Source organism: Methylobacterium sp. 13MFTsu3.1M2 (assembly GCF_900112625.1).
In the GTDB taxonomy this organism is placed as follows: Bacteria; Pseudomonadota; Alphaproteobacteria; order Rhizobiales; family Beijerinckiaceae; genus Methylobacterium.
Genome location: NZ_FOMM01000004.1, coordinates 207,122 through 227,599 on the forward strand (window position 1 = coordinate 207,122; position 20,478 = coordinate 227,599).

General features: G+C 70.5%; 21 protein-coding genes, 1 tRNA gene and 1 riboswitch. Of the genes, 9 read left to right on the plus strand and 13 right to left on the minus strand.

Annotation, left to right across the window (positions count from 1 at the left end):
- Positions 1–39: 39 nt before the first annotated feature.
- Positions 40–738: a YoaK family protein gene (locus BM314_RS04395; RefSeq protein ID WP_091977089.1), complete on the plus strand. Its 699-nt coding sequence runs from the start codon at positions 40–42 to the stop codon at positions 736–738.
- On the opposite strand, the gene BM314_RS04400 is transcribed toward BM314_RS04395, so the two are convergent.
- The 5 genes from BM314_RS04400 to BM314_RS04420 form a co-directional block, all read right to left on the minus strand.
- Complete coding sequence (locus BM314_RS04400) at positions 728–976, minus strand: flagellar protein (RefSeq protein ID WP_091977090.1); 249 nt, start codon at positions 974–976, stop codon at positions 728–730. The two genes, BM314_RS04395 and BM314_RS04400, sit on opposite strands and share 11 nt — an antisense overlap.
- Positions 977–1,078: 102 nt before the next feature.
- Entirely contained in the window at positions 1,079–1,243 is a 165-nt protein-coding gene (locus tag BM314_RS04405; RefSeq protein WP_244526932.1) for a hypothetical protein, read from the minus strand.
- A gap of 43 nt (positions 1,244–1,286) precedes the next feature.
- Positions 1,287–1,373, minus strand: a tRNA-Leu gene (locus BM314_RS04410).
- Positions 1,374–1,406: 33 nt separating this feature from the next.
- Complete coding sequence (locus BM314_RS04415) at positions 1,407–2,600, minus strand: FAD-dependent monooxygenase (protein WP_091977092.1); 1,194 nt, start codon at positions 2,598–2,600, stop codon at positions 1,407–1,409.
- A 12-nt stretch (positions 2,601–2,612) separates the two neighbouring features.
- The gene (locus tag BM314_RS04420; protein WP_020093518.1) at positions 2,613–2,870 is read right to left on the minus strand and encodes a zinc-finger domain-containing protein; all 258 of its coding nucleotides are present in this window, start codon (positions 2,868–2,870) and stop codon (positions 2,613–2,615) included.
- Positions 2,871–3,070: 200 nt separating this feature from the next.
- Here BM314_RS04420 and map point away from each other — a divergent pair, with 200 nt between their 5' ends.
- The 6 genes from map to BM314_RS04450 all read left to right on the plus strand — a co-directional run bounded on the left by map (position 3,071) and on the right by BM314_RS04450 (position 8,840).
- Positions 3,071–3,898: a type I methionyl aminopeptidase gene (gene map / locus BM314_RS04425; protein WP_056522448.1), complete on the plus strand. Its 828-nt coding sequence runs from the start codon at positions 3,071–3,073 to the stop codon at positions 3,896–3,898.
- Positions 3,899–3,904: 6 nt separating this feature from the next.
- Positions 3,905–4,651 carry a RadC family protein gene (radC, locus tag BM314_RS04430; RefSeq protein WP_020093519.1) on the plus strand — a complete coding sequence of 249 codons (747 nt, stop codon included), beginning with the start codon at positions 3,905–3,907 and terminating at the stop codon, positions 4,649–4,651.
- Between the two features lie 96 nt (positions 4,652–4,747).
- Positions 4,748–6,181, plus strand: coding sequence for a circularly permuted type 2 ATP-grasp protein (locus tag BM314_RS04435; protein WP_020093520.1), 1,434 nt, complete (start codon positions 4,748–4,750; stop codon positions 6,179–6,181).
- 65 nt (positions 6,182–6,246) lie between these two features.
- The gene (locus BM314_RS04440; protein ID WP_020093521.1) at positions 6,247–7,194 is read left to right on the plus strand and encodes an alpha-E domain-containing protein; all 948 of its coding nucleotides are present in this window, start codon (positions 6,247–6,249) and stop codon (positions 7,192–7,194) included.
- A 21-nt stretch (positions 7,195–7,215) separates the two neighbouring features.
- Positions 7,216–8,043, plus strand: coding sequence for a transglutaminase family protein (locus BM314_RS04445; RefSeq protein ID WP_020093522.1), 828 nt, complete (start codon positions 7,216–7,218; stop codon positions 8,041–8,043).
- Positions 8,044–8,087: 44 nt separating this feature from the next.
- A complete protein-coding gene (locus BM314_RS04450; protein ID WP_020093523.1) occupies positions 8,088–8,840 on the plus strand; it encodes a proteasome-type protease in 753 nt (250 codons plus the stop codon).
- Between the two features lie 58 nt (positions 8,841–8,898).
- Here the strand turns inward: BM314_RS04450 and BM314_RS04455 are convergent, their stop codons facing one another.
- From BM314_RS04455 to thiO, 4 genes are read right to left on the minus strand one after another with little or no spacing between them, the layout of a single operon-like run.
- Positions 8,899–9,555: a thiamine phosphate synthase gene (locus tag BM314_RS04455; protein ID WP_091977093.1), complete on the minus strand. Its 657-nt coding sequence runs from the start codon at positions 9,553–9,555 to the stop codon at positions 8,899–8,901.
- Positions 9,552–10,355, minus strand: coding sequence for a thiazole synthase (locus BM314_RS04460; RefSeq protein WP_091977095.1), 804 nt, complete (start codon positions 10,353–10,355; stop codon positions 9,552–9,554). The genes BM314_RS04455 and BM314_RS04460 overlap by 4 nt, the downstream gene beginning before the upstream one ends.
- A gap of 2 nt (positions 10,356–10,357) precedes the next feature.
- Positions 10,358–10,570: a sulfur carrier protein ThiS gene (thiS, locus tag BM314_RS04465; RefSeq protein ID WP_091977097.1), complete on the minus strand. Its 213-nt coding sequence runs from the start codon at positions 10,568–10,570 to the stop codon at positions 10,358–10,360.
- A complete protein-coding gene (gene thiO / locus BM314_RS04470; RefSeq protein WP_091977099.1) occupies positions 10,567–11,790 on the minus strand; it encodes a glycine oxidase ThiO in 1,224 nt (407 codons plus the stop codon). The genes thiS and thiO overlap by 4 nt, the downstream gene beginning before the upstream one ends.
- A gap of 64 nt (positions 11,791–11,854) precedes the next feature.
- A riboswitch (TPP riboswitch) is annotated at positions 11,855–11,983 on the minus strand.
- 287 nt (positions 11,984–12,270) lie between these two features.
- Here thiO and BM314_RS04475 point away from each other — a divergent pair.
- Both BM314_RS04475 and BM314_RS04480 read left to right on the plus strand, forming a co-directional pair.
- Positions 12,271–12,723, plus strand: coding sequence for a retropepsin-like aspartic protease family protein (locus BM314_RS04475; RefSeq protein ID WP_244539838.1), 453 nt, complete (start codon positions 12,271–12,273; stop codon positions 12,721–12,723).
- A 397-nt stretch (positions 12,724–13,120) separates the two neighbouring features.
- A complete protein-coding gene (locus tag BM314_RS04480; protein ID WP_244539839.1) occupies positions 13,121–14,242 on the plus strand; it encodes a glycosyltransferase in 1,122 nt (373 codons plus the stop codon).
- Between the two features lie 89 nt (positions 14,243–14,331).
- Here the strand turns inward: BM314_RS04480 and BM314_RS04485 are convergent, their stop codons facing one another.
- From BM314_RS04485 to BM314_RS04500, 4 genes are all read right to left on the minus strand, one after another.
- On the minus strand, positions 14,332–15,591 hold the full coding sequence (locus BM314_RS04485; protein WP_020093530.1) for an adenylate/guanylate cyclase domain-containing protein: 1,260 nt from the start codon (positions 15,589–15,591) through the stop codon (positions 14,332–14,334).
- Positions 15,592–15,667: 76 nt separating this feature from the next.
- Positions 15,668–17,650: an RNA polymerase sigma factor RpoD gene (gene rpoD / locus BM314_RS04490; protein ID WP_020093531.1), complete on the minus strand. Its 1,983-nt coding sequence runs from the start codon at positions 17,648–17,650 to the stop codon at positions 15,668–15,670.
- Between the two features lie 198 nt (positions 17,651–17,848).
- Positions 17,849–19,738, minus strand: coding sequence for a DNA primase (dnaG, locus tag BM314_RS04495; RefSeq protein WP_091977105.1), 1,890 nt, complete (start codon positions 19,736–19,738; stop codon positions 17,849–17,851).
- Between the two features lie 100 nt (positions 19,739–19,838).
- Positions 19,839–20,300: a GatB/YqeY domain-containing protein gene (locus tag BM314_RS04500; protein WP_020093533.1), complete on the minus strand. Its 462-nt coding sequence runs from the start codon at positions 20,298–20,300 to the stop codon at positions 19,839–19,841.
- Positions 20,301–20,478: the final 178 nt, after the last annotated feature.

Sequence of the window (20,478 nt, forward strand, 5' to 3'; positions counted from 1 at the left end):
GGGTTTCCGGCACCCCACCGACGGGTCATCGACGGGTCCATGCTGGTCCACGAAGGCGAGACGCGCACCCCCGAGGCCGATAGGGCGCTCGCCCTCTCCCTCGCCGGGGTGGCCGGCGCGCTGAACACCGCCGGCTTCTACGCGGTGGGCCTCTACGCCTCGAACATGACCGGGAACGTCTCGGCCATCTCGGACAGGACCGGCACGGGCGACCTGCTCCTCGCCGCGCAGGCCGGTCTGCTCGTCGTCCTGTTCGTGCTCGGCGCCGCCACCGCGACGCTGCTGATCCGCAGCCGCCGCCGCGGGCACCGTCCGGGCGCTTACGCCTACGGGGTCTTCGCGGAGGCGATCCTCCTCGTCGCCGTCGGCCTGCTCGTGCTGCCGCTCCACGAGCCGGCGCGGAGCCACGCCCTGGTACTCGGCCTGAGCTTCGTCCTGGGCCTTCAGAACGCGGCCGTGACCAAGATCTCCGAGGCGCGGGTGCGGACCACGCACGTGACCGGCATGATCACCGACATCGGCATCGAACTCGCGCGCTGGCTAGACCGCGGCCCATCCGGCGCGGATCCACTCAAGCCCCACGATCCGGAGCGGCTGCGGCTGTACCTGCTGACCGTCGGCGCCTTCCTGGCGGGCGGTGTGGTGGGGGTCGTGGCCTACCGCCTCGTCGGCGTGGCCCTGCTCTTCGCGGCGGCCGCGATCCTGGCCGGACTCGCCCTCCCCGCACTCAGGCGGTGACGTCGAGGAGCTGGCCCATCATGCGGTCGGCGGAGCGCGCCACCGCGGCGTTCAGCGCGAAGGCCGACCGCGACCCGATCAAGTCCAGCGCGGCGCCCGACAGGTCCACCTGCGCGGCCGGCGGCAGGGCCGTGTCGCCGGTGGGCGCGCCGCTCGCCGCGATGGTCTCGGCCGCTCTCCCGAGCCGGTCGGTGGCCCGGGTCATGCCGGTCGCGGCGGTCTGGAGGGCGTCGATCATACCGGAATCTCCCCGCCGCCACTCTGGCAGGGACACGACAAGGGCCGGTTTCGGCGATCGCTCAAATGCGATCCATCCGGCGCGACGGCCGCCGCGTCCGCCTCACCCCTTCGGCGCGCACACGGTCACCGGAGAGGCGCCGCCGTAGGGCCGCTCCGCCTCGGCGATCTGCTTCGCGGCGGCCTCGCAGGCCTGCTTGGTGTTGAACTCGACCGATCCGATCGCGGAGCCCGAGCCGGCGAGCATGATGATGAGCACGTAGATCACGCCATTCCCCTCCGGCATCCCGGTCCGGCGTCGCGCTGCGTGCTGGTGCGGACGGCGGGACTCGAACCCGCACGGCCTCGCGGCCGCAAGATTTTAAGTCTCGTGCGTCTACCGGTTCCGCCACGTCCGCATGCACCCTCGGTAGCGGGGGCGGCGGGTCCGATCAAGCGGGGGGCGTCCAGCCATACAGCCAGGCGTAGCGGTCGCGCATGCCGTCCGGGCCGAGACGGGCCATCACGGCGTTGCGCAGGAACGCCACCACGCCGCCGGCGTGATAGGTCCGGCCGTTGCTCCGCGCCGCCTTCTGGACCCGTCGCACCCGTGCGGTCCGCGCGCCCGAATACGCCGCGAGCGCGGCCGGAACGTCGGCGTTGTCCGCGAGGGCGCGCGTGAGGACCGCGGCGTCCTCGATCGCCAGGGCGGCCCCCTGCGCGAGATAGGGCAGCACCGGGTGGCCGGCATCGCCGATCAGCGCGAGCCGGTCGCGGGCGAGCGGGCGCGCCACGGCCCGGTCGGCGAGCGACCAGACCAGCCAGGAATCCGGCAGGCTCAGGAGGTCGCGCAGCGGCGCGGCGCTGCCGCGCAGGTGCCCGCGCAGCACGGCCGGCTCCCCGAGCCGGCCCCAGCCCTCGTCGCCCACCGCCTCGGGCACCACCGCCACCACGTTCAGGAACTGGCCGTCCCGCACCGGGTAATGCACCACGTGCCGGCCGCGGCCGAGCCACAGGCCGGTGGCGCCGCCGCGCAGGTCCTGCGGGACCGCCTCCATCGGGATGAGCGCGCGCCACGCCGCGGCCTGACCCGGCCGGAGCGGCGCCGAATCGAGATGCGCGCGCAGCCGGGACCTCAGCCCGTCCGCGCCGATCGCGAGGTCAAAGGCGACCGGTTGGGCCCCGCTCGCGCCCTCGACGGTGAGGACGGCCTCGGACGCGGTCTGGGACACGGCGGTGACGGTGCGCCCCATCAGCAGGCGGATCGTCGAGCGGCTCCGGAGCGCGTCGAGCAGCAGCGTCTGCAGGTCGGCGCGGTGGATCACGTAGTAGGGCGCGCCGAAGCGGCTCTGCGCCTGCGCGCCGAGCGCCACGCTGCCGATGCGGCGGCCGCTGTCCAGGGCCCGCACCTCGACGGCGGGCGGCTCGCTCGCCGCCCGGCGCAGCGCCGCGGAGAGCCCGAGGCCCGCCAGAACCCGGCTCGCGTTGGGCGAGATCTGGATCCCGGCCCCGACTTCGCTGAAGCCGGTCCGGCGCTCGATCACCGTGACGGCGTGGCCGGCATCCGACAGCGCCAGCGCCGCCGTCAGGCCGCCGATCCCGGCCCCGACGATCCCGATCCGCAGTGATGGACTGCCAGAAGGCACGGTGGGCGGCGCCTACTCCGCCGCGACCTTGGCGTCGTCCCGCCACACGCAGGCCTGCGGCTCCGCCTCGTCGGCCTTCAGGCCGGCCCGGTAGCGGTAGAGCGTCGAGCAGTACTGGCAGATGATCTCGCTGTCGGCGCCCATGTCGAGGAACACGTGCGGGTGGTCGAACGGCGGCAGCGCGCCGATGCACATGAACTCCTTCACGCCCACGGTGATCACCGGCACGCCCGGCTCGTTGTGGAAGTGCGGTACCGCCTTGCCTGCCATCCGGCCCTCGCCTGCCCCGCGACCGACCGCGCGGCGAATCTGCCAGCGCGCTCCCGGGCGTCTCGCGGCCGCTTATGCCGCCAGCCCCGCGACTGGCGCAAGCCTCGCCCGACCTACGACCGATGCGGCTTGGACTCGCGGGCCCCGCGCCGTACATAGGGCGAAGCCCGATTGACGCCGCCGCGAAAAAAGTCCCGACCATGCAGCAGGAACAGGCCAGTGCGCAGGGTGCGCGCCGCGCCCCGGAACCGCCGATCCACGGTCCCGAGGGCTTCGAGGGCATGCGCCGGGCGGGGCGGCTCACCGCCGAGGCCCTCGACCTGCTGATGGAGGCGACGCAGCCCGGTGTCACCACCGAGGAGCTCGACAGGCTCGCCTACACCTTCGCCATGGACCACGGCGCCTATCCGGCGTCGCTGCTCTATCGCGGCTACCCGAAGTCGATCTGCACCTCGATCAACCACGTGGTCTGCCACGGCATCCCCAACGACAAGCCGCTGCGCGAGGGCGACATCGTCAACCTCGACATCTGCCTGATCCTCGACGGCTGGCACGGTGATTCGAGCCGGATGGCCTATGTCGGCGAGGTGCCGCGCAAGGCCCAGCGCCTGTGCGAGATCACCTACGAGGCGTTGATGCGGGGCGTCGCCGCTGTGAAGCCCGGCGGATCGACCAACGACATCGGCCGGGCGATCCAGTCCTACGCCGAGGGCGAGCGTTGCTCGGTGGTGCGCGATTTCTGCGGCCACGGCCTCGGGCGCACCTACCACGACGCGCCCACGATCCTGCACTACGTCGAGGCCAGCTACGACGTGCCGTTCAAACCCGGCCAGTTCTTCACGATCGAGCCGATGATCAATCTGGGCCGGCCCGCCGTGAAGGTCCTGGGCGACGGCTGGACCGCCGTGACCCGCGACCGCTCGCTCTCCGCCCAGTTCGAGCACACGGTCGGTGTCACCGAGACCGGCGTCGAGATCTTCACGATCTCGCCGAAGGGGCTGCACCAGCCCGTCAACCCGGCCGCCTGACCGACCGTGCCCGAGCGGCAGGACGACGGTGAGGCGGGGCTGTTCGCCGACAGCGCCGCCCCGTCGCCGGTCGAGAAGGAGACGCCGCACTACCACGGCCATCGCGACCGCCTGCGGGAGAAGTTCTCCGCCGCGGGGCCCGACGCGCTGCCCGATTACGAGCTGCTGGAGCTCGTCCTGTTCCGGGCGATTCCCCGGCGCGACGTGAAGCCCCTCGCCAAGGCGCTGGTCGCCCGGTTCGGCAGCTTCGCCGAGGTGGTCAGCGCCGAGCCGGCGCGGCTCATGGAAGTGGAGGGCGTGAGCGCCGGGGTTGCGTCCGACCTCAAGGTGATCGAGGCCGCGGCGCGGCGGCTGGCCCGGGGCGCGATCCGCGAGCGCGCGCTCCTGGGCTCGTGGAGCGCGCTGCACGAGTATCTGCGCGCCACCATGGCGTTCGCCCCGCGCGAGGAGTTCCGCGTCCTGTTCCTCGACAAGCGCAACCACCTCATCGCCGACGAGGTGCAGGGACGCGGCACCGTCGACCACACGCCGGTCTACCCGCGCGAGGTCGCCCGCCGGGCGCTCGAACTGTCGGCGACGGCCATCATCCTGGCCCACAACCACCCGTCCGGCGACCCGGCCCCGTCGGCGGCCGACGTGGCGATGACCCGCGAGATCGTGGCCGTCCTGGCGCCGCTCAAGATCGTGGTCCACGACCACGTGATCCTCGGCCGAAACGGTCACGCCAGCCTGAAAGGCCTGAAGTTGATCTGATCCTCCGGCCGCCTTGAGCGTTATCGCCCGCGGATATAGCCATGATCGGGTGGCGCGCCTCTTGCCTCAAGAGCGGGAGCGTACGGGAGGAGCGAGATGGCGGTGACGGCCTTCGACGAGATGAACGGGATCGGCGCGGCCGATCCGGCGGCCGTCCGCGACGCCTACGGCCAGCTCAAGGCCTGGCTCGACTCCACGCCGCCCGAGCATTTCAACACCCGCCGCAGCCAGGCCGAGCTGCTGTTCCGCCGGATCGGCATCACCTTCGCGGTCTACGGCGACAACGAGTCGACCGAGCGGCTGATCCCGTTCGACATCATCCCCCGGGTGATCACCAAGCCGGAATGGGCCTTCCTGGAGCGCGGGCTGACGCAGCGGGTCACCGCCATCAACCTGTTCCTGAAGGACATCTACGGCGCCCAGGAATGCATCAAGGCCGGCATCATCCCGGCCGACCTCGTCTACCGCAACGCCCATTACCGCATGGAGATGCGGTCCTTCCGCGTGCCGCACGACCTCTACGTGCACATCGCCGGCATCGACATCGTCCGGACCGGCGAGAACGATTTCTTCGTGCTGGAGGACAACGCCCGCATCCCGTCGGGCGTCTCCTACATGCTGGAGAACCGGGAGGTGATGCTGCGCCTGTTCCCGGACCTGTTCTCGAAGCACCGGGTCGCGCCGGTGGAGAACTACCCGGACGCCCTGCTCGCCACCCTGCGCAGCCTCGCGCCGGGCTCGGCGACCCGGGACCCGACCGTCGTGCTGCTGACCCCCGGACGCTACAATTCCGCGTTCTACGAGCACTCGTTCCTGGCCGACAAGCTCGGCGTCGAGCTGGTGGAGGCGTCCGACCTCTTCACCAAGGACGACGTCGTCTACATGCGCACAACCGAGGGGCCGCGGAAGGTCGACGTCATCTACCGCCGCCTCGACGACGACTTCCTCGACCCGCTGGTCTTCCGCCCGGACTCGGTGCTCGGCGTGCCCGGCCTGATGAACGCCTACGAGCGCGGTTCGGTCACCCTCGCCAACGCGGTCGGGACCGGCATCTCGGACGACAAGGCGGTCTACAGCTACATGCCGGAGATCGTGAAGTTCTTCACCGGCGAGGAGCCGATCCTGCACAACGTGCCGACCTATCGGTGCCGCGAGAAGGACGCGTTCGCGTACGTGATGGACAACCTGTCCGACCTGGTGGTGAAGGAGGTCAACGGTTCGGGCGGCTACGGGATGCTGGTCGGGCCGCATGCCAGCAAGCGCGAGCTCGACGACTTCGCCAAGAAGCTCAAGCACGCCCCGGACGGGTTCATCGCCCAGCCGACCCTGTCGCTCTCCACCTGCCCGACCTTCGTGGCCTCGGGCGTCGCGCCCCGCCACGTCGACCTGCGGCCCTTCGTGCTGTGTGGGGCCGACAAGATCCGCATCGTTCCGGGCGGCCTGACCCGGGTGGCGCTGAAGGAAGGCTCCCTGGTGGTCAATTCCAGCCAGGGCGGTGGCACCAAGGATACCTGGGTGCTCGACGCCTGAGCTCCGCGATATCCGGACGTTCCGAGGCGCGGACACCGTGGTCCGCACGACTTGGCTGAAGACCGATGCTCTCCAGGACTGCCGACAACCTCTTCTGGCTCTCCCGCTACGTCGAGCGCGCCGACTTCGTCGCCCGCATCCTCGACGCGGCGCACCGATTCGCGTCGCTGCCGACGAGCTACGGCGGCGGCGGGAGCAACGAGTGGGAATCGGCCCTCGCCTCGGCCGGCGACCCCGACGCGTTCAAGACCCATTACAGCGCGATCAACGCCGACACGGTCTGCGACTTCCTGGCCTTCAGCCCGCACAACCCGTCCTCGATCCGCTCCTGCATCGAGGCGGCCCGCGAGAATGCCCGCTCGGTGCGCACGGCGCTCACCACCGAGATGTGGGACGCGATCAACGGCGCGTGGCTGGAGCTGCGCAACTACGCCGGCAAAGACCTGAACCGCGACGAGTTCGGCCGCTTCCTCGACTGGGTGAAGACCGTCTCGCTGACCTTCGACGGCTCGGCGTTCCGGACGATGCTGCGCAACGACGCCTTCTGGTTCACCCGGCTCGGCACGGCGATCGAGCGGGCGGACAACACCGCCCGCATCCTCGACGTGAAGTACCAGATCCTGCTGCCGCACGACGAGACGGTGGGCGGCAGCCTCGACTACTTCCAGTGGACCACGATCCTGCGCGAAGTGTCGGCGTTCAACGCCTACCACTGGGTCTACCGGGAGAGCATCAAGCCGCTGCTGGTGGCCGACCTCCTGATGCTCAACAAGCAGATGCCGCGCTCCTTCGCGAACTGCTACGGCGTGATCGTCGAGTATCTCGACCTGATCGCCGACGCCTACGGCCGCCGGGGCCCGAGCCAGCGCCTCGCCGGAAACATGTTGGCGAAGCTGGAGGGCGAGGATATCGACCGGGTCTTCGCCACCGGGCTGCACGAGTTCGTCGAGGCGTTCATCGCCGAGAACAACAAGGTGGGCGAGGCGATCGCGAAGCAGTATCTGGTCGGCTGAACAGGACGGACAGGACGGCGCATGCGCATCCGCGTGGTTCACGAGACCATCTACACGTACGAGCAGCCCGCCCGCGGGCTCGTGCAGGTCCTGCGGCTGACGCCGCGCGACCATGATGGGCAGTACGTCCGCGGGTGGCGGATCGACACCACCGTCGACGGGCGGCTGACCGCCCGCGAGGACGGGTTCGGCAACGTCGTCCACTGGTTCACCCCGGACGAGCCGGCCGACGCCCTGACCATCCGGGTCACCGGCGAGGTCGACACCGACGACACGCACGGCGTCGTGCGTGGCACGGTGGAGCGCCTGCCGGACGAGTTCTACCTGCGCGACACGGACCTGTGCGCCGCGAGCCCGGAGTTGCACGCCTTCGCGGAGCGCGTCGCCGCCGAGGACGACGGTGCGACCTTGGCCCGACTCCACCGGCTGATGGGGGCGGTCCACGGTGCTGTGGCCCACGAGCCCGGTCCCGCGAGCGGCGCGGTGCCGGCCGGCAAGGCGTTCGCGGCGGGCCGCGGAATCTGCCAGGATCTCGCCCACGTGCTCATCGCCGCCGCCCGCCACATCGGCATCCCGGCGCGCTACGTCGCCGGCTACCGGGCCCGGGAGGACGGGCAGGCGGATGTCGAGGCGCCCCACGGCTGGGTCGAGGCCCTGGTGCCGGATCTCGGCTGGGTGGCGTTCGACCCGTGCTACGATGTCAGCCCGACGGACAACTACATCCGCGTCGCCACCGGCCTGGACTATCTCGGGGCGGCGCCGATCCGCGGCAGCCGGACCGGCGGTGGCACCGAAACACTGGACGTGAAGCTGCGGGTCGAGCAAGGCAGGGCCGCCGCTCAATCCTGACCGTCCCGACCCCGGTCCGCCGACCGCACGAGAGCCCGAAAACGATGACCTACTGCGTCGGTGTCCTGGTGGAGGAAGGGCTGGTCATGGTCGCCGATACCCGCACCAATGCGGGGCTCGACGACATCTCGACCTACCGCAAGCTCCACCATTTCAACGTGCCGGGCGAGCGGGTGATGATGCTCGCCTCCGCGGGCAACCTCTCGATCACCCAGTCGGTGCTCAGCCTGCTCCAGGAGGGCGTGCCCGGCGAGGAGGAGGGTGAGCCGCCGCAGAAGCTCGTCGAGGCGCCGACGATGTTCCAGGCGGCGCAGCTGATCGGCCGGGCCATCCGGCGGGTGCGCGCCATCGAGAAGGACGGGTTCGAGGCGGCCAATATCCGGTTCTCGATCTCGCTGCTGTTCGGCGGCCAGATCGGCACCGGCGAGATGCGGCTGTACCTGATCTACTCCGCCGGCAATTTCATCGAGTGCAGCACCGACGCGCCGTTCCTCCAGATCGGTGAGCACAAGTACGGCAAGCCGATCCTCGACCGCGCCGTGAAGTACACGACCGACCTCTACGACGCCCTCAAGGTGAGCTTGGTCTCGATGGATTCGACCATGCGCTCCAATCTGGGCGTCGGCCTGCCGATCGACATCGCCGTCGCTCGCCGGAACGCGCTGACGCTCGAGGTGAACCACCGGATCGAGGCCGGCGAGGGCTACTTCCACGATCTGCGCGAGCGCTGGTCGGCTGCGCTGCGCGCGGCGCACCGGGCGATCCCGCGCCCGCCCTACGGACCGTCCAACGCCTAGAGCAACCACAGCATCGGCCGTCTTGCTCCGCTGCGCTCGCCGGGACGGGGGCAGATTTCTACGTGGCTGTCCGAGCCGCTGAAGACTCCGCTGCGCCCCAGGCCTTCAGGAGCGCCCGGGTCGCCTCGGCCGGATCCATCGCCCGCATCGGGCCGCCCATGACGGCGAAGCCCGCCGCCCCCGCCGCGCGACAGGCCCCGATTACCTCCGGACCGACACCGCCCAGAGCCACGATCGGCAGGCCCGCCGCGCGTGCGGCGGCGAGGCCCTCCGGTCCGAGAGCCGGTCCGTAACCGGGCTTGCTCGTGGTCGTGAAGATGGGGCTGAGGGTCACGTAGTCGGCGCCGGCCCGCGCGGCGGCCGCGGCCTCGTGCGGCGCGTGCGCGGAAACGCCGATGAGCGCAGCCGCGCCCAGGGTGGCCCGCGCCGCCGCGATCACCTCCGGTCCCGAGCCGCCGCCGAGATGCACGCCGTCGGCACCGAGGGCGCGCGCGAGCGCGACGTCGCCTCCGATCGTCAGGACGCCGTTCGCGGCTCGCACGCGCTCGGCCACGCGCGCGCCGAGGCGCAGGCGGGCATCCGCCTCCAGGTCCCTGTCGCGGAACCAGATCCAGCGCCCGCCGCCGTCGAGGACCGCCTGGACGGTCTCGGCGAGGGGCCGCGGATGCCCGTGCCGGTCCGTCACCGCGAGCAGCGGCGACGGCAGCGCCCTCACGAGCCGACGAGGCCGAGCTGCGGGCTCGACGGCTCGGCCCGGCCGCGGCGGGGGATCCGCCCGGCGAGGTAGGCGTCGCGCCCGGCCTCCACGGCCCGGCCCATGGCGCGAGCCATCCGCACCGGATCGTCGGCCTTGGCCACGGCGGTGTTGATGAGGCAGGCGGAGGCGCCGAGTTCCATGGCGATCACCGCGTCCGATGCGGTGCCGATGCCGGCATCGACCACCACCGGCACCGTCGCCCGGCGGCAGATCAGCTCCAAGTTGGCCGGATTGGCGACACCCATCCCGGAGCCGATCAGCGAGCCCATGGGCATCACCGCGGCGCAGCCGAGATCCTCCAGGCGCTGGCACACGATCGGGTCGTCGTTGCAGTAGGGCAGCACGACGAAGCCGTCGTCCACGAGATGGCGGCAGGCCTCGATCAGCTCCATCACGTCCGGGTAGAGCGTCTCGCGGTCGCCGATCACCTCGACCTTGATCCAGTTGGTGTCGAGCGCCTCGCGGGCGAGCTCGGCGGTCATGATCGCGTCCCGGGCCGTCTCGCAGCCGGCGGTGTTCGGCAGGAAGCGCTTGCCCTTCAGGATCTTGACCGTGTCCGAGCCGTGGCCCTGCAGCGAGACCCGGCGGATCGAGGCGGTGACCACGTCGGCGCCGCTCGCCGCGACGGCGTCGCGCATGATCGCCTGCGTCGGGTAGCCGGCGGTGCCGATGAACAGCCGGGACGACAGCCTCACCCCGGCGATGGTCAGGCTGTCATCCCCACCCTCGGGGCGCGGCGGCGTGTGACTCTGGTCCATGCTCAACCTCCCTGCATGGCGCGGACGATCTCGACCCGGTCGCCCTCCGCGACCGGTGTCTCGCCCCAGTCCCGGCGGCGCAGAACGCGGCCGTTCAGCGCGATGGCGACACCCTGCGGACTCTCGATACTGCTCTCCTCCGCCTCGAGGCGGAACAGGGCGTCCACCGTCTCGACCGCGCACTCGCGCGGCTCACCGTTGACCAGGAGTTTCATGCCGAGGCCCTCAGCGCTTCCGGCTGGCCGAAGCGCGCGCGGGTGAAGGGACGCGCCACCTCCGGCAGCGCGCCGCGCAGCACCAGCGCGGCGATCGCGTCGGCGGTGACCGGGGCGAGCAGGTAGCCGTTGCGGTGATGCCCGGTGGCGGCGACGAGGCCAGGGGCGATCGCGTCGAGGATCGGTGCGTCGTCGTCCGAAGTCGGTCGGTAGCCGCTCCACACAGCCTCCACCTCCATCTCCTCGATGCCGGGCAGCACCCGGCGGGCGCCCTCCAGCAGGGCGTAGAGCCCGCCCGCGGTGACGCCGGGACGGAAGCCACAATCCTCCACGGTCGCGCCCACGACGAGCTGGCCGTCGCTCTTCGGGGCCATGTGGACCTGCTCGGTCCAGACCATCCGCGCCAGGGTACCGGTCCGGGCGGTGGTGCGCAGGGCCAGGGACTGGCCCTTCAGCGGGCGGACCGGAAGGGCGAGCGCGTCGGGCAGCAGGCCGCCCTCCCCACTCCAGGCGCCGGAGGCGAGGATGACGGTCTCAGCCGACACGACGCGGTCGCCGGCGCGGATCCCGGTCACGCGGCCACCCGACCAGTCCAGGGCGGTGACGGGGGTCCGCTCCGCCAGGATCACTCCGGCGCGGCGGCAGGCCTCGGTGAGGGCGTCCATGACTAGGCGAGGATCGACCTGATGGTCGCGCGGACAATGGATCCCGGCGGTGACGGAGGGGCGCAGGCCCGGCTCCAGGCGCCGCACCTCGCTGCCCGGCAGCCACGTGGCCTCGAGTCCCGAGCGGCGCTGAAGGTCGTAGCGGAAGCGCAGGCGCTCGACCTCGTCGCGGCCGACCGCCAGCACCAGGGTGCCGTCGGCGCGGTAGTCGATCGCCCGGCCGGACTCGGCCTCCAGGGCGTCGCGGAACTCGGGCCAGAGCCGCAGCGAGTCCAGGGCGAGAGGGAGCAGCGGATCGGAGCCCGGCTCGTGCTCGGCGGCCGGGGCCAGCATGCCGGTGGCCGCGAGGCTCGCGCCCGCCCCGATCGTGTCCCGCTCCAGCACCGTCACGGCGCGGCCGGCCCGGGCGAGGCGCCACGCGATCGACAGCCCGATCAGCCCGCCGCCGACCACGGCGACGTCCGTCCGCGCCGGAAGGGTCGCCGGCGCGACGCTGCCGTCCGGGTTGCGGCGGCGGCCGATCGGTGAGGCGGGTCGGTCGAGGGGCACAATCATCTCCGCGGATTGCCGTCGCGGAGATCGGGCCGTGCGCTTCGGTGAGAAGCTGTGGCCTGCCTTTCAGGCGGCCGCGGTCCAATCCCTACGCCGGTATGAGCCGGATCAGGTTCGAAGGATTTCCGCGCCGCAGGTCCTGACGGACGTGCCAGCGGTTTCTCAGCCCCTTGCCGGGGATCTCCCTGGAACAGACGCAGATGTGGCTCCCCGGCCGCTGCCGGTCAACCCCGCGCCGCGAGCATCCAGTCGTTCCCGCGACAATCCGCCGATCCCGGTGACGATCTGGACACCAAGCGGAGCGGAATCGGCGCGCGCGCCGCGGCGGCGACCGCGATCGCGCATCATCCCTTCACCGGTCTAGCATCTCATCACCGGGATTCCGGAACGTCTCCGGTCGCCGGCACTCCACGTCACGGGCGGACTCGCGTGCGCGCAATCCTATTGATCTGCCTGCTCGGTTTCCTCGGTGTCACGGCCGCCTTGAAGCTGCGCGACGGCATGAGGCCGGCGCCGGTGGCCCTCGCCGTCACGCCGCCGCCGGAGCCCGTTCCCGCAGTCGACGCCGCCGGCGTGGCTCTCCAGGCCGGGCGCAACGGCCACTTCTTCGTCAACGCGCTGCTGGACGGCCGCTCGCTGCCGATGATGGTCGATACGGGAGCGAGCGCCTGCGCGTTCTCCGAGGAGGATGCCGCGCGGATCGGGATCCGGATCACTCCGACCGATTTCACCCGCGTCTGGAACACCGCGAACGGCACGGTCCGCGTGGCGCCGATCCGGATCGCCATCGTGCAGATCGGATCGATCACGGTCCGGGACGTCGATGCGGTCGTGATCCCGCGCGGGCTCCTGTCGACGAGCCTGCTGGGCATGTCGTTCCTCAGGCGTCTGCGCGATTTCGGCATCTCCGGCAGCACGATGACGCTCAGGGGCTGAAGCGGCCGGAGATCGACGCTGATCTGTCTGGTCGAGGCGCGCCTGTGGCGGGCCCCGGGCCTGCACCACGGGATCGGCTGCGGGCCCAACGCCCGCGCCGATGACCTACGGCGTTCGGGCCTCGTGCCAGCCCGATGGCGGGTGTCTCCTGATCCGCTCGATCAGTCTATCGGTCGCGGGTATTTGCAGTCATAAGACCGTGAGCCGGAGTATTTATATATAACTGGCCGATTATATGTCGTTTCATATATTTAATCCAAATTTTGCAGAAGGATATGTTTGTTTTGTCAGCGCATTCCGGCAATGCTAGGAGCGTTCATGACTGCGCATCCGACGCGTGAGCGCACGACGGGACGGCTTCGGTATGAAGAATCGCGGATCGACGATCTGTTTGTCTATGATCGTGAAGGACGAGGCCCACGTTATCCGCCGTTGCCTCGATTCTGTTCGTCCGATCATCGATCATTGGATCGTCGTCGATACCGGCTCGACGGATGGAACCCAGGATGTCGTCCGTGCCGCGCTCGCGGACATACCGGGTGCCCTGGTCGAGCGCCCCTGGGTTGATTTCGCCTTCAACCGGAACGAGGCCTTGAAACTCGCGCGGCGTCACGCGCAGTACGCATTGATCATCGACGCCGACGATGAGCTGATCATCCCGGCGGACTTCACGATGCCGAAGCTGCGTGCGCCCGGCTATCGGTTCGAGATCATCGACGCGCACACGCGGTACTGGCGCAACCAGCTGGTCAGCACCCGGGAGAACTGGCGTTACCGGGGCGTCCTGCACGAATTCCTCAGCTGCCCCGGCGTGACAGAGACACCGATCCTCCCCCTCGCGATGCGTCGGGGCGACGACGGTGCCCGCCACCGCGACGCGACGGCGGACGCGCGGGATATCGCCGTCCTCGAGAAGGCGCTGGCGGTCGAGACGGACCCCTTCATGATCGCCCGGTACACGATGTACCTCGGCACCACCTACGACGCCGCCGGCGAGTACCGGAAAGCGCTCGCCTGCTTCCTGAAGCGGGCCGATCTCGGCGGGTGGGACGAGGAGGTCTATTTCAACTTGCTGATGGCCGCGGTGAACGCGGAGCGCCTCGACGAGCCGGAGGACAGGGTGCTGCAGCTCTACGAGCGCGCCACCGCAATCCGTCCGGGACGGGCGGAGGCGCGCCACGGGGCCAGCCGATTCTGCAGGCTGAGGAAGCGGTTCGCGGAAGGCTATCGTTACGCCGAGGCGGGCTTGGCTCTCGAGCTTCCCAGCGAGGGCATCTCCCTGAACCCGTGGGTCTACGAGTATGGTTTGCTCGACGAGTTCGCCCTCAACGCGTACCACAGCGGCCAGTTCAGCGCCTGCGGACATGCCTGCCTGAAGATCCTCGAGCGAGCGCATGTCCCGCGGGAGGTCGCAATACGCGCCGGCGCCCTGGCCCGGGACGTGATGGCGCAGATGATCGATCCGGTCTGGGGTTGCCGGCACACACCCTACGCTCTGCCGTTCGTGCCGACGTGGTGACACGCACCGCGCGCGGATCGCCCGCGAGCCTTAGATCGCGGCGGATCTCCGCGAGCGCCGCGTGACGTCGGGTCCGATCGGAGGGCCGCTCAGCTGGACTTGCGCGGCCGCAGGAATTTCGGCCGGAACACCGCCATGGGCTCGTCGAAGCCGTTGAGCCGGTGCTCTCCCATTGGGATCGGGTCTCCCCAGAGGAAGTCCACGAAGGGCTTCGACATCAGCAGCGGCTCGCCGAGGGCGCGGTTCAGCTGCGCGATGCGGCTCGCGAGGTTCACGTCGCGGCCGATCACCGTGAAGTCGAGGCGTGAGCCGGACCCGACATTGCCGTAGGCGGCCTCGCCGTGGTGGAGCGCGATGCCGGCGGCCACCGGCACCGGGAACTGGTGCAGGGCGTTCGCCTCGTCGAGGGCCGCCAGGGCGTGCTGGGCCGCCGTGAGCGCGCCCTTGGCCGCGCCGCCCAGATCGTCGCCGGTTTCCCGGAAGATCGCCAGCAGGCCGTCGCCGAGATACTTCAGGACCTCGCCGCCCTCACGCTCGATCGGCGGCACGAGGCAGTCGAAGAACACGTTGAGCAGGCCCACCGCCTCCTCCGGCGTCATGTCGGCGGTGGTGCGGGTGTAGTCGCGCATGTCGGCGAACAGGATCGCCGAGCGGATCCGGGTCACCTGCCCGCGGCGAATGTCGCCGGCCAGGATCGCCCGGTGCGGCTCGTCGCCGACATAGAGCCGGAGCACGTGGTCGAGCTGCTTGTTGAGGACGCGCATCTCCATCACGGCCGCCAGCGCCGGCATGACGAAGCGGAGGATCGCGATGTCGTCGTCCCGGAACCCCTCGGGGGCCCGCGTGGCGAAGGTGATGCCGTTCTGCGTGCCGTTCGTGAAGAACAGGGGCGCCACGACGTAGTGGGTGTAGCCGCCGGCCTTCAGGTCGGGAACGATCGCGTAGGCGTCGTCCGGGGTCTTCGACAGGTCGAGGATCAGCCACTCGCCGGTCTCGTGGACCGTGTGGAACGGGCTGTTGAGGTACGCGTCCGTCGAGCGGGCCCCGTGGGGGAACAGCCGCACGGTGGTGCCGCCGTCCCGCGTCCAGATGCGGCCGACGCCGGCATATTCCGAGTGCAGGGTGTCGATCGCCGTGGAGGCCCGGTCCACCGGCACGCCGATCGCGATCAGGCGCTCGGCGAGCCCGGCCAGCATCTCCTCGGCGTTGGGCATCCGCGCGCCCTCGCCGAGAAGCCAGTCGCGGATGCCCACGGAGGGCTGGAGCGCGCCGAAGGGCACGTCGTCGGCCTCCGAGCCGTCCGCGAAGGCCGTCGGGGATCCGGGCGTTGGCGGGCGGCGTTCGAGCATGGCGCCAGACTGGATGCCGCGCGGCACCGTGGCAACGCGGGCGACGGGGAAGCGCCGCGCGGTTCGCGGCGCGGGCTCAGTTGTCCAGGAAGCTCCTGAGCTTCCGGCTGCGCGAGGGATGCTTCAGCTTCCGCAGCGCCTTCGCCTCGATCTGGCGGATGCGCTCGCGGGTCACCGAGAACTGCTGGCCGACTTCCTCCAGGGTGTGGTCGGTGTTCATGCCGATGCCGAAGCGCATGCGCAGCACGCGCTCCTCGCGGGGCGTGAGCGAGGCGAGCACGCGCGTCGTGGTCTCGCGCAGGTTCGACTGGATCGCCGCGTCGATCGGCAGGACGACGTTCTTGTCCTCGATGAAGTCGCCGAGGTGGCTGTCCTCCTCGTCGCCGATAGGCGTCTCGAGGGAGATCGGCTCCTTGGCGATCTTCAGGACCTTGCGGACCTTCTCCAGCGGCATGGCCAGCTTCTCGGCCAACTCCTCCGGGGTCGGCTCGCGGCCGATCTCGTGCAGCATCTGGCGCGACGTGCGGACGATCTTGTTGATCGTCTCGATCATGTGCACCGGGATGCGGATGGTCCGGGCCTGGTCGGCGATCGAGCGGGTGATCGCCTGCCGGATCCACCACGTCGCGTAGGTCGAGAACTTGTAGCCGCGGCGGTACTCGAACTTGTCGACCGCCTTCATCAGGCCGATGTTGCCCTCCTGGATCAGATCCAGGAACTGCAGGCCGCGGTTCGTGTACTTCTTGGCGATCGAGATCACGAGGCGCAGGTTCGCCTCGATCATCTCCTTCTTGGCCTGCCGGGCCTCGCGCTCGCCCTTCTGGACCATGTTGACGATGCGGCGGTACTCGCCGATCTCCAGGCCCGTCTCCGAGGCGAGGTCGAGGATCTGCGCGCGCAGCTCCGCCACCTGCCTCGAGCCGCGCTCGACCAGGTTCTTCCAGCCCTTGCCGCCGAGCGTACCGACGCGCTCCATCCAGTTCGGATCGAGCTCGTAGCCCTGGTAGTGGCGCAGGAACTCGTCGCGGGCCACGCCGTGGCTCTCGGCGAAGCGCATCAGCCGACCCTCGTGGCCGATCAGCTGCTTGTTGATCGAGTAGAGCTGGCCGACCAGCGCCTCGATGCGGTTGTTGTTCAGAGACAGGGACTTCACGTCGGCGACGACGATGTCCTTGAGCTCGATCTGCTTCTGGTTCTGGGCCGGGGTGTTCTGCTCGCCGGCGGCCTTGCGCTCGGTGCCCTCGATCTGGAACTTGCGCAGCTTGCGGTAGTTCGCGGCGATCGCGTCGAAGGTCTCGAGGACCCGCGGCTTGATCTCCGCCTCCATGGCGGCGAGCGAGACGTTGTTCTCGAGGTCGTCCTCGTCGTCGCCACCCTCCGGCGGCGCGGGCGGCTCCGCGTCGTCCCCGCCGTCCTCGCCCTCGGCGATCTGCGGCGCGTTCTTGCCGTCCGGGCCCGCGTAGGTCGCCTCGAGGTCGATGATGTCGCGCAGGAGGACCTTGCCCTCCACGAGCTCGTCCCGCCAGATGATGATCGCCTGGAAGGTCAGCGGGCTCTCGCAGAGGCCCGCGATCATCGCCTCGCGGCCGGCCTCGATGCGCTTGGCGATGGCGATCTCGCCCTCGCGGGACAGGAGCTCCACCGAGCCCATCTCGCGCAGGTACATGCGCACCGGATCGTCGGTGCGGTCGGTCGGCTCCTTGGTGGTCGTGGCGACCGCGACGGCGCGCGCCGGCGCGACCTCGGCGACCTCGCCGCCTTCGGCCTCCTCCTCCTCGCCGTCCGCGGCCTTCTCGCCCGCGGCCTCGTCGGTCTCCTCGGCCTCGACGACGTTGATGCCCATCTCGGAGAGCTGCGAGAGCACGTCCTCGAGCTGGTCCGGATCGGACTGCCCCTCGGGCAGCACCTCGTTGACCTCCTCATAGGTCACGTAGCCGCGCTTCTTGGCGAGCTTGACCATCCGCTTGACCGAAGCATCCGTCAGGTCGAGGAGCGGCCCGTCGGTCTGCTGCTCGGGGGCAGCGTCCGTCTCGTCCCGTTCCGTTGCCTTCGTCGCCATGATCAGCCTATTGTTTCGCACGCGGCGCGTAGCGGAGGCCCCGATGAGGCCAGTCCACGCCGTCGGCGCCGCTGTATGAGATCGGCGCCGGATCGCTCCGGTCGCCGTGAGTCGTCGGTTTCCGTATGCAAGCCCGAGGCTTGACCGATTGTTAACTATGGCGGGACACGTCACCCCGCCACCGCCATGACACAGGCATCACACGGCCGTCGAGTCGCTCGACACCGGTGCATCGGCCTCCGCCTCGGCGGCGATGACGGTTTCCAGCCTCGCCTTCACTTCGCAGAGCCATGCCCACCCGGCATCGGTCGGATCGTCCTCAAACGCCTGCCGTGCTTCGCGAAGTTCGCTATGTAGCGCTCCTGCCTGCCGGTGCAAGATCATCGCCTGTCGGAGCGCGTCTGCGCGGTGGGCAGGATCGGCGTGCGGGGCCAGGGTCGTGCGGTCCCGCGAGCGGGCCAGGGCGAGGATCCGGTCGGCCGCCCCTGTGAGTCCGGCGCGATTGATGCGGTTCTGCAACACCTCGGGCGCCGCGTGCTCGTCCTCGGCCGCGCAGGCCAGCAAGACCGACAGCAGCGCCCGGGCGTCGGGATCGGCGAAGTCGAGCTCGGCCGCCTCCTCGCCGAACTCCGCCATCATCTCGGGATGGGCCAGCAGGGTGCCGACGATCACCGCCTCGCGCACCGGGGCAGCGCCCGTGAAGCCCGCCGAGGCCGTCACCGAGGGACTCGGGCTCCCGGTGATGCGCGGCGAGACGGGCTCGCCGGGCCGGGCGAAGCGCTGGCGTCCGCGCGGGGCCGCGCCGGCGGCGCGGTTGGCGCGGGGCGACAGGCCGCGCAGGCGCTCCTCGACATCGTCGCGATAGTAGCGCCGCACGGTCTCGTCGCGGATCGTCGCGACGGTGGTGCGCAGGGTCTGGGTCAGGCCGGCGCGGCGCTCCGGCGTGTCGACCGGTCCCGCCTCGAGGGCGCGCCGCCACAGCAGCTCCGAGAGGGGAAGCGCGGCCGCGAGCACCTGGTCGATGGCCGTCGGGCCGCCCGAGCGCAGCAGGTCGTCCGGATCCTGGCCGCCCGGCAGCAGCGCGATCCGCAGCGAGCGGCCGGGCTCGAGGAGCGGCAGCGCGATGTCGAGGGCCCGGAAGGCCGCCCGCTGGCCGGCCTTGTCGCCGTCGAAGCACAGGATCGGCTCGTCGGCGTGGCGCCAGAGCAGCCCGAGCTGGTCCTCGGTGAGAGCGGTGCCCAGCGGCGCCACCGTCTCGGGATGGCCGGCGAGCGTCATGGCGATGACGTCGACGTAGCCCTCCACCGTGATGATCGAGCCGCGATCATGCGCGGCCTTGCGGGCGCCGTGCAGGTTGTAGAGCGTCCGGCCCTTGTGGAAGAGCGGCGTCTCCGGCGAGTTGAGGTACTTGGCGCGCACCTCCTTGGCGAGCGCCCGGCCGCCGAAGGCCACGACCCGGCCGCGGGTGTCGGTGATCGGGAACATCACCCGGTCGCGGAAATAGTCGTAGGGGACGGAGACCCCCTCCCCCGCCGCGAGCAGGCCAAGTTCGACCATCCGCGCCTTCTCGACGCCTTGACCGGCGAGGTGGTCGCGCAGGGCGTAGCGCTCGCCCGGCGCGTAGCCGAGGCGGAAGGCGCGCTGCGTCTCGTCCCGCAACCCGCGCCGCTCGAGATAGGCGCGGGCCTCGCTGCCCTGGCCGGATTGCAGGCGCTCCTCGAACCAGCGCGCGGCCATCTCCATGACCTCGATCGCCCCGGACCGCTTCTGCTCGCTGGCCCGGTTGTCCTCGGTGGGCGCCGGCAGGCTGACGCCGGCCTCGCCCGCCAGCCGCTCGACCGCCTCGGGGAAGCTGAGGCCCTCCGTCTCCATCAGGAAGGTGAAGATGTCCCCGTGCTTGGAGGACGAGAAGCAGTGGTAGAACTGCTTCTGATCGTTCACGTAGAAGGACGGCGTCTTCTCGGCGTTGAACGGCGACAGGCCGCGCCACTCGCGGCCGGCCTTCTTCAACTGCACGCGGCGGCCGACCACCGACGAGGCCGGCAGCCGGGAACGGATCTCTTCCAGGATGTGGGGCGGATAGCGCACGGGGCCTGGGACGGGTTGCGTGAACCCGCTCCTATAGCGCGAGAGGCGTGACCGAGTCCCTCACACGCCCGGAATCCGGTGGAGGATTGCGGGGAGAGGTTCAGCCCTTCGCCGCCAGCGCGGCCTTCACCAGGCCGCTCGCCTTGCCGAAATCCATGCGGCCCGCGAAGGTGCCCTTCAGGGCGGCGATCACCTTGCCCATGTCCTTCGGGCCGGCCGCGCCGGTCTCGAGGATCGCCGCCTCGACCGCGGCCTTCGTCTCGGTCTCGTCCATCTGCTTCGGCAGGAACGTCTCGACGATGGCGATCTCGGCGCGCTCGTTGGCGGCGAGTTCCGGCCGGCCGCCCTGCTCGTAGACCGCGGCCGATTCGGTGCGCTGCTTGATCATCTTCTGGAGCAGCGACAGGATCTCCTCGTCGGAGATCGGCTCCTTGCCGTTGCCGCGGGCCTCGATGTCCCGGTCTTTCAGGGCGGCCTGAATCATCCGGACGGTCGCCAGCCGCTCCTTGTCGCCGGCCTTCATGGCCTCCTTCATCTCGGTGGTGAAGCGCGCGCGCAGCATCTCGATGAACCTTCCAACGGTCGAAGCGGGGGGCTGGCCTGCGATTTGCGGGTGTTGAGCCCTGCCGGCAGCGGAGCCACATTGACCCCATCGCGGGCCGCTCGCTAAGAGCGCCGCACACGATCATGCCGCAAGCCGAGAGCGCCGCAACCCGGCGCCCGCCTTCGGCCGGACATAA

Excerpts from the sequence above, each read along its gene's own strand:
- BM314_RS04395 (WP_091977089.1), top strand. The coding sequence starts at position 40 with ATGCTGGTCCACGAAGGCGAGACGCGCACCCCCGAGGCCGATAGGGCG.
- BM314_RS04400 (WP_091977090.1), bottom strand. The coding sequence starts at position 976 with ATGATCGACGCCCTCCAGACCGCCGCGACCGGCATGACCCGGGCCACC.
- BM314_RS04420 (WP_020093518.1), bottom strand. The coding sequence starts at position 2,870 with ATGGCAGGCAAGGCGGTACCGCACTTCCACAACGAGCCGGGCGTGCCG.
- map (WP_056522448.1), top strand. The coding sequence starts at position 3,071 with ATGCAGCAGGAACAGGCCAGTGCGCAGGGTGCGCGCCGCGCCCCGGAA.
- BM314_RS04435 (WP_020093520.1), top strand. The coding sequence starts at position 4,748 with ATGGCGGTGACGGCCTTCGACGAGATGAACGGGATCGGCGCGGCCGAT.
- BM314_RS04440 (WP_020093521.1), top strand. The coding sequence starts at position 6,247 with ATGCTCTCCAGGACTGCCGACAACCTCTTCTGGCTCTCCCGCTACGTC.
- BM314_RS04445 (WP_020093522.1), top strand. The coding sequence starts at position 7,216 with ATGCGCATCCGCGTGGTTCACGAGACCATCTACACGTACGAGCAGCCC.
- BM314_RS04450 (WP_020093523.1), top strand. The coding sequence starts at position 8,088 with ATGACCTACTGCGTCGGTGTCCTGGTGGAGGAAGGGCTGGTCATGGTC.
- BM314_RS04460 (WP_091977095.1), bottom strand. The coding sequence starts at position 10,355 with ATGGACCAGAGTCACACGCCGCCGCGCCCCGAGGGTGGGGATGACAGC.
- thiS (WP_091977097.1), bottom strand. The coding sequence starts at position 10,570 with ATGAAACTCCTGGTCAACGGTGAGCCGCGCGAGTGCGCGGTCGAGACG.
- thiO (WP_091977099.1), bottom strand. The coding sequence starts at position 11,790 with ATGATTGTGCCCCTCGACCGACCCGCCTCACCGATCGGCCGCCGCCGC.
- BM314_RS04480 (WP_244539839.1), top strand. The coding sequence starts at position 13,121 with ATGATCGTGAAGGACGAGGCCCACGTTATCCGCCGTTGCCTCGATTCT.
- BM314_RS04485 (WP_020093530.1), bottom strand. The coding sequence starts at position 15,591 with ATGCTCGAACGCCGCCCGCCAACGCCCGGATCCCCGACGGCCTTCGCG.
- rpoD (WP_020093531.1), bottom strand. The coding sequence starts at position 17,650 with ATGGCGACGAAGGCAACGGAACGGGACGAGACGGACGCTGCCCCCGAG.
- BM314_RS04500 (WP_020093533.1), bottom strand. The coding sequence starts at position 20,300 with ATGCTGCGCGCGCGCTTCACCACCGAGATGAAGGAGGCCATGAAGGCC.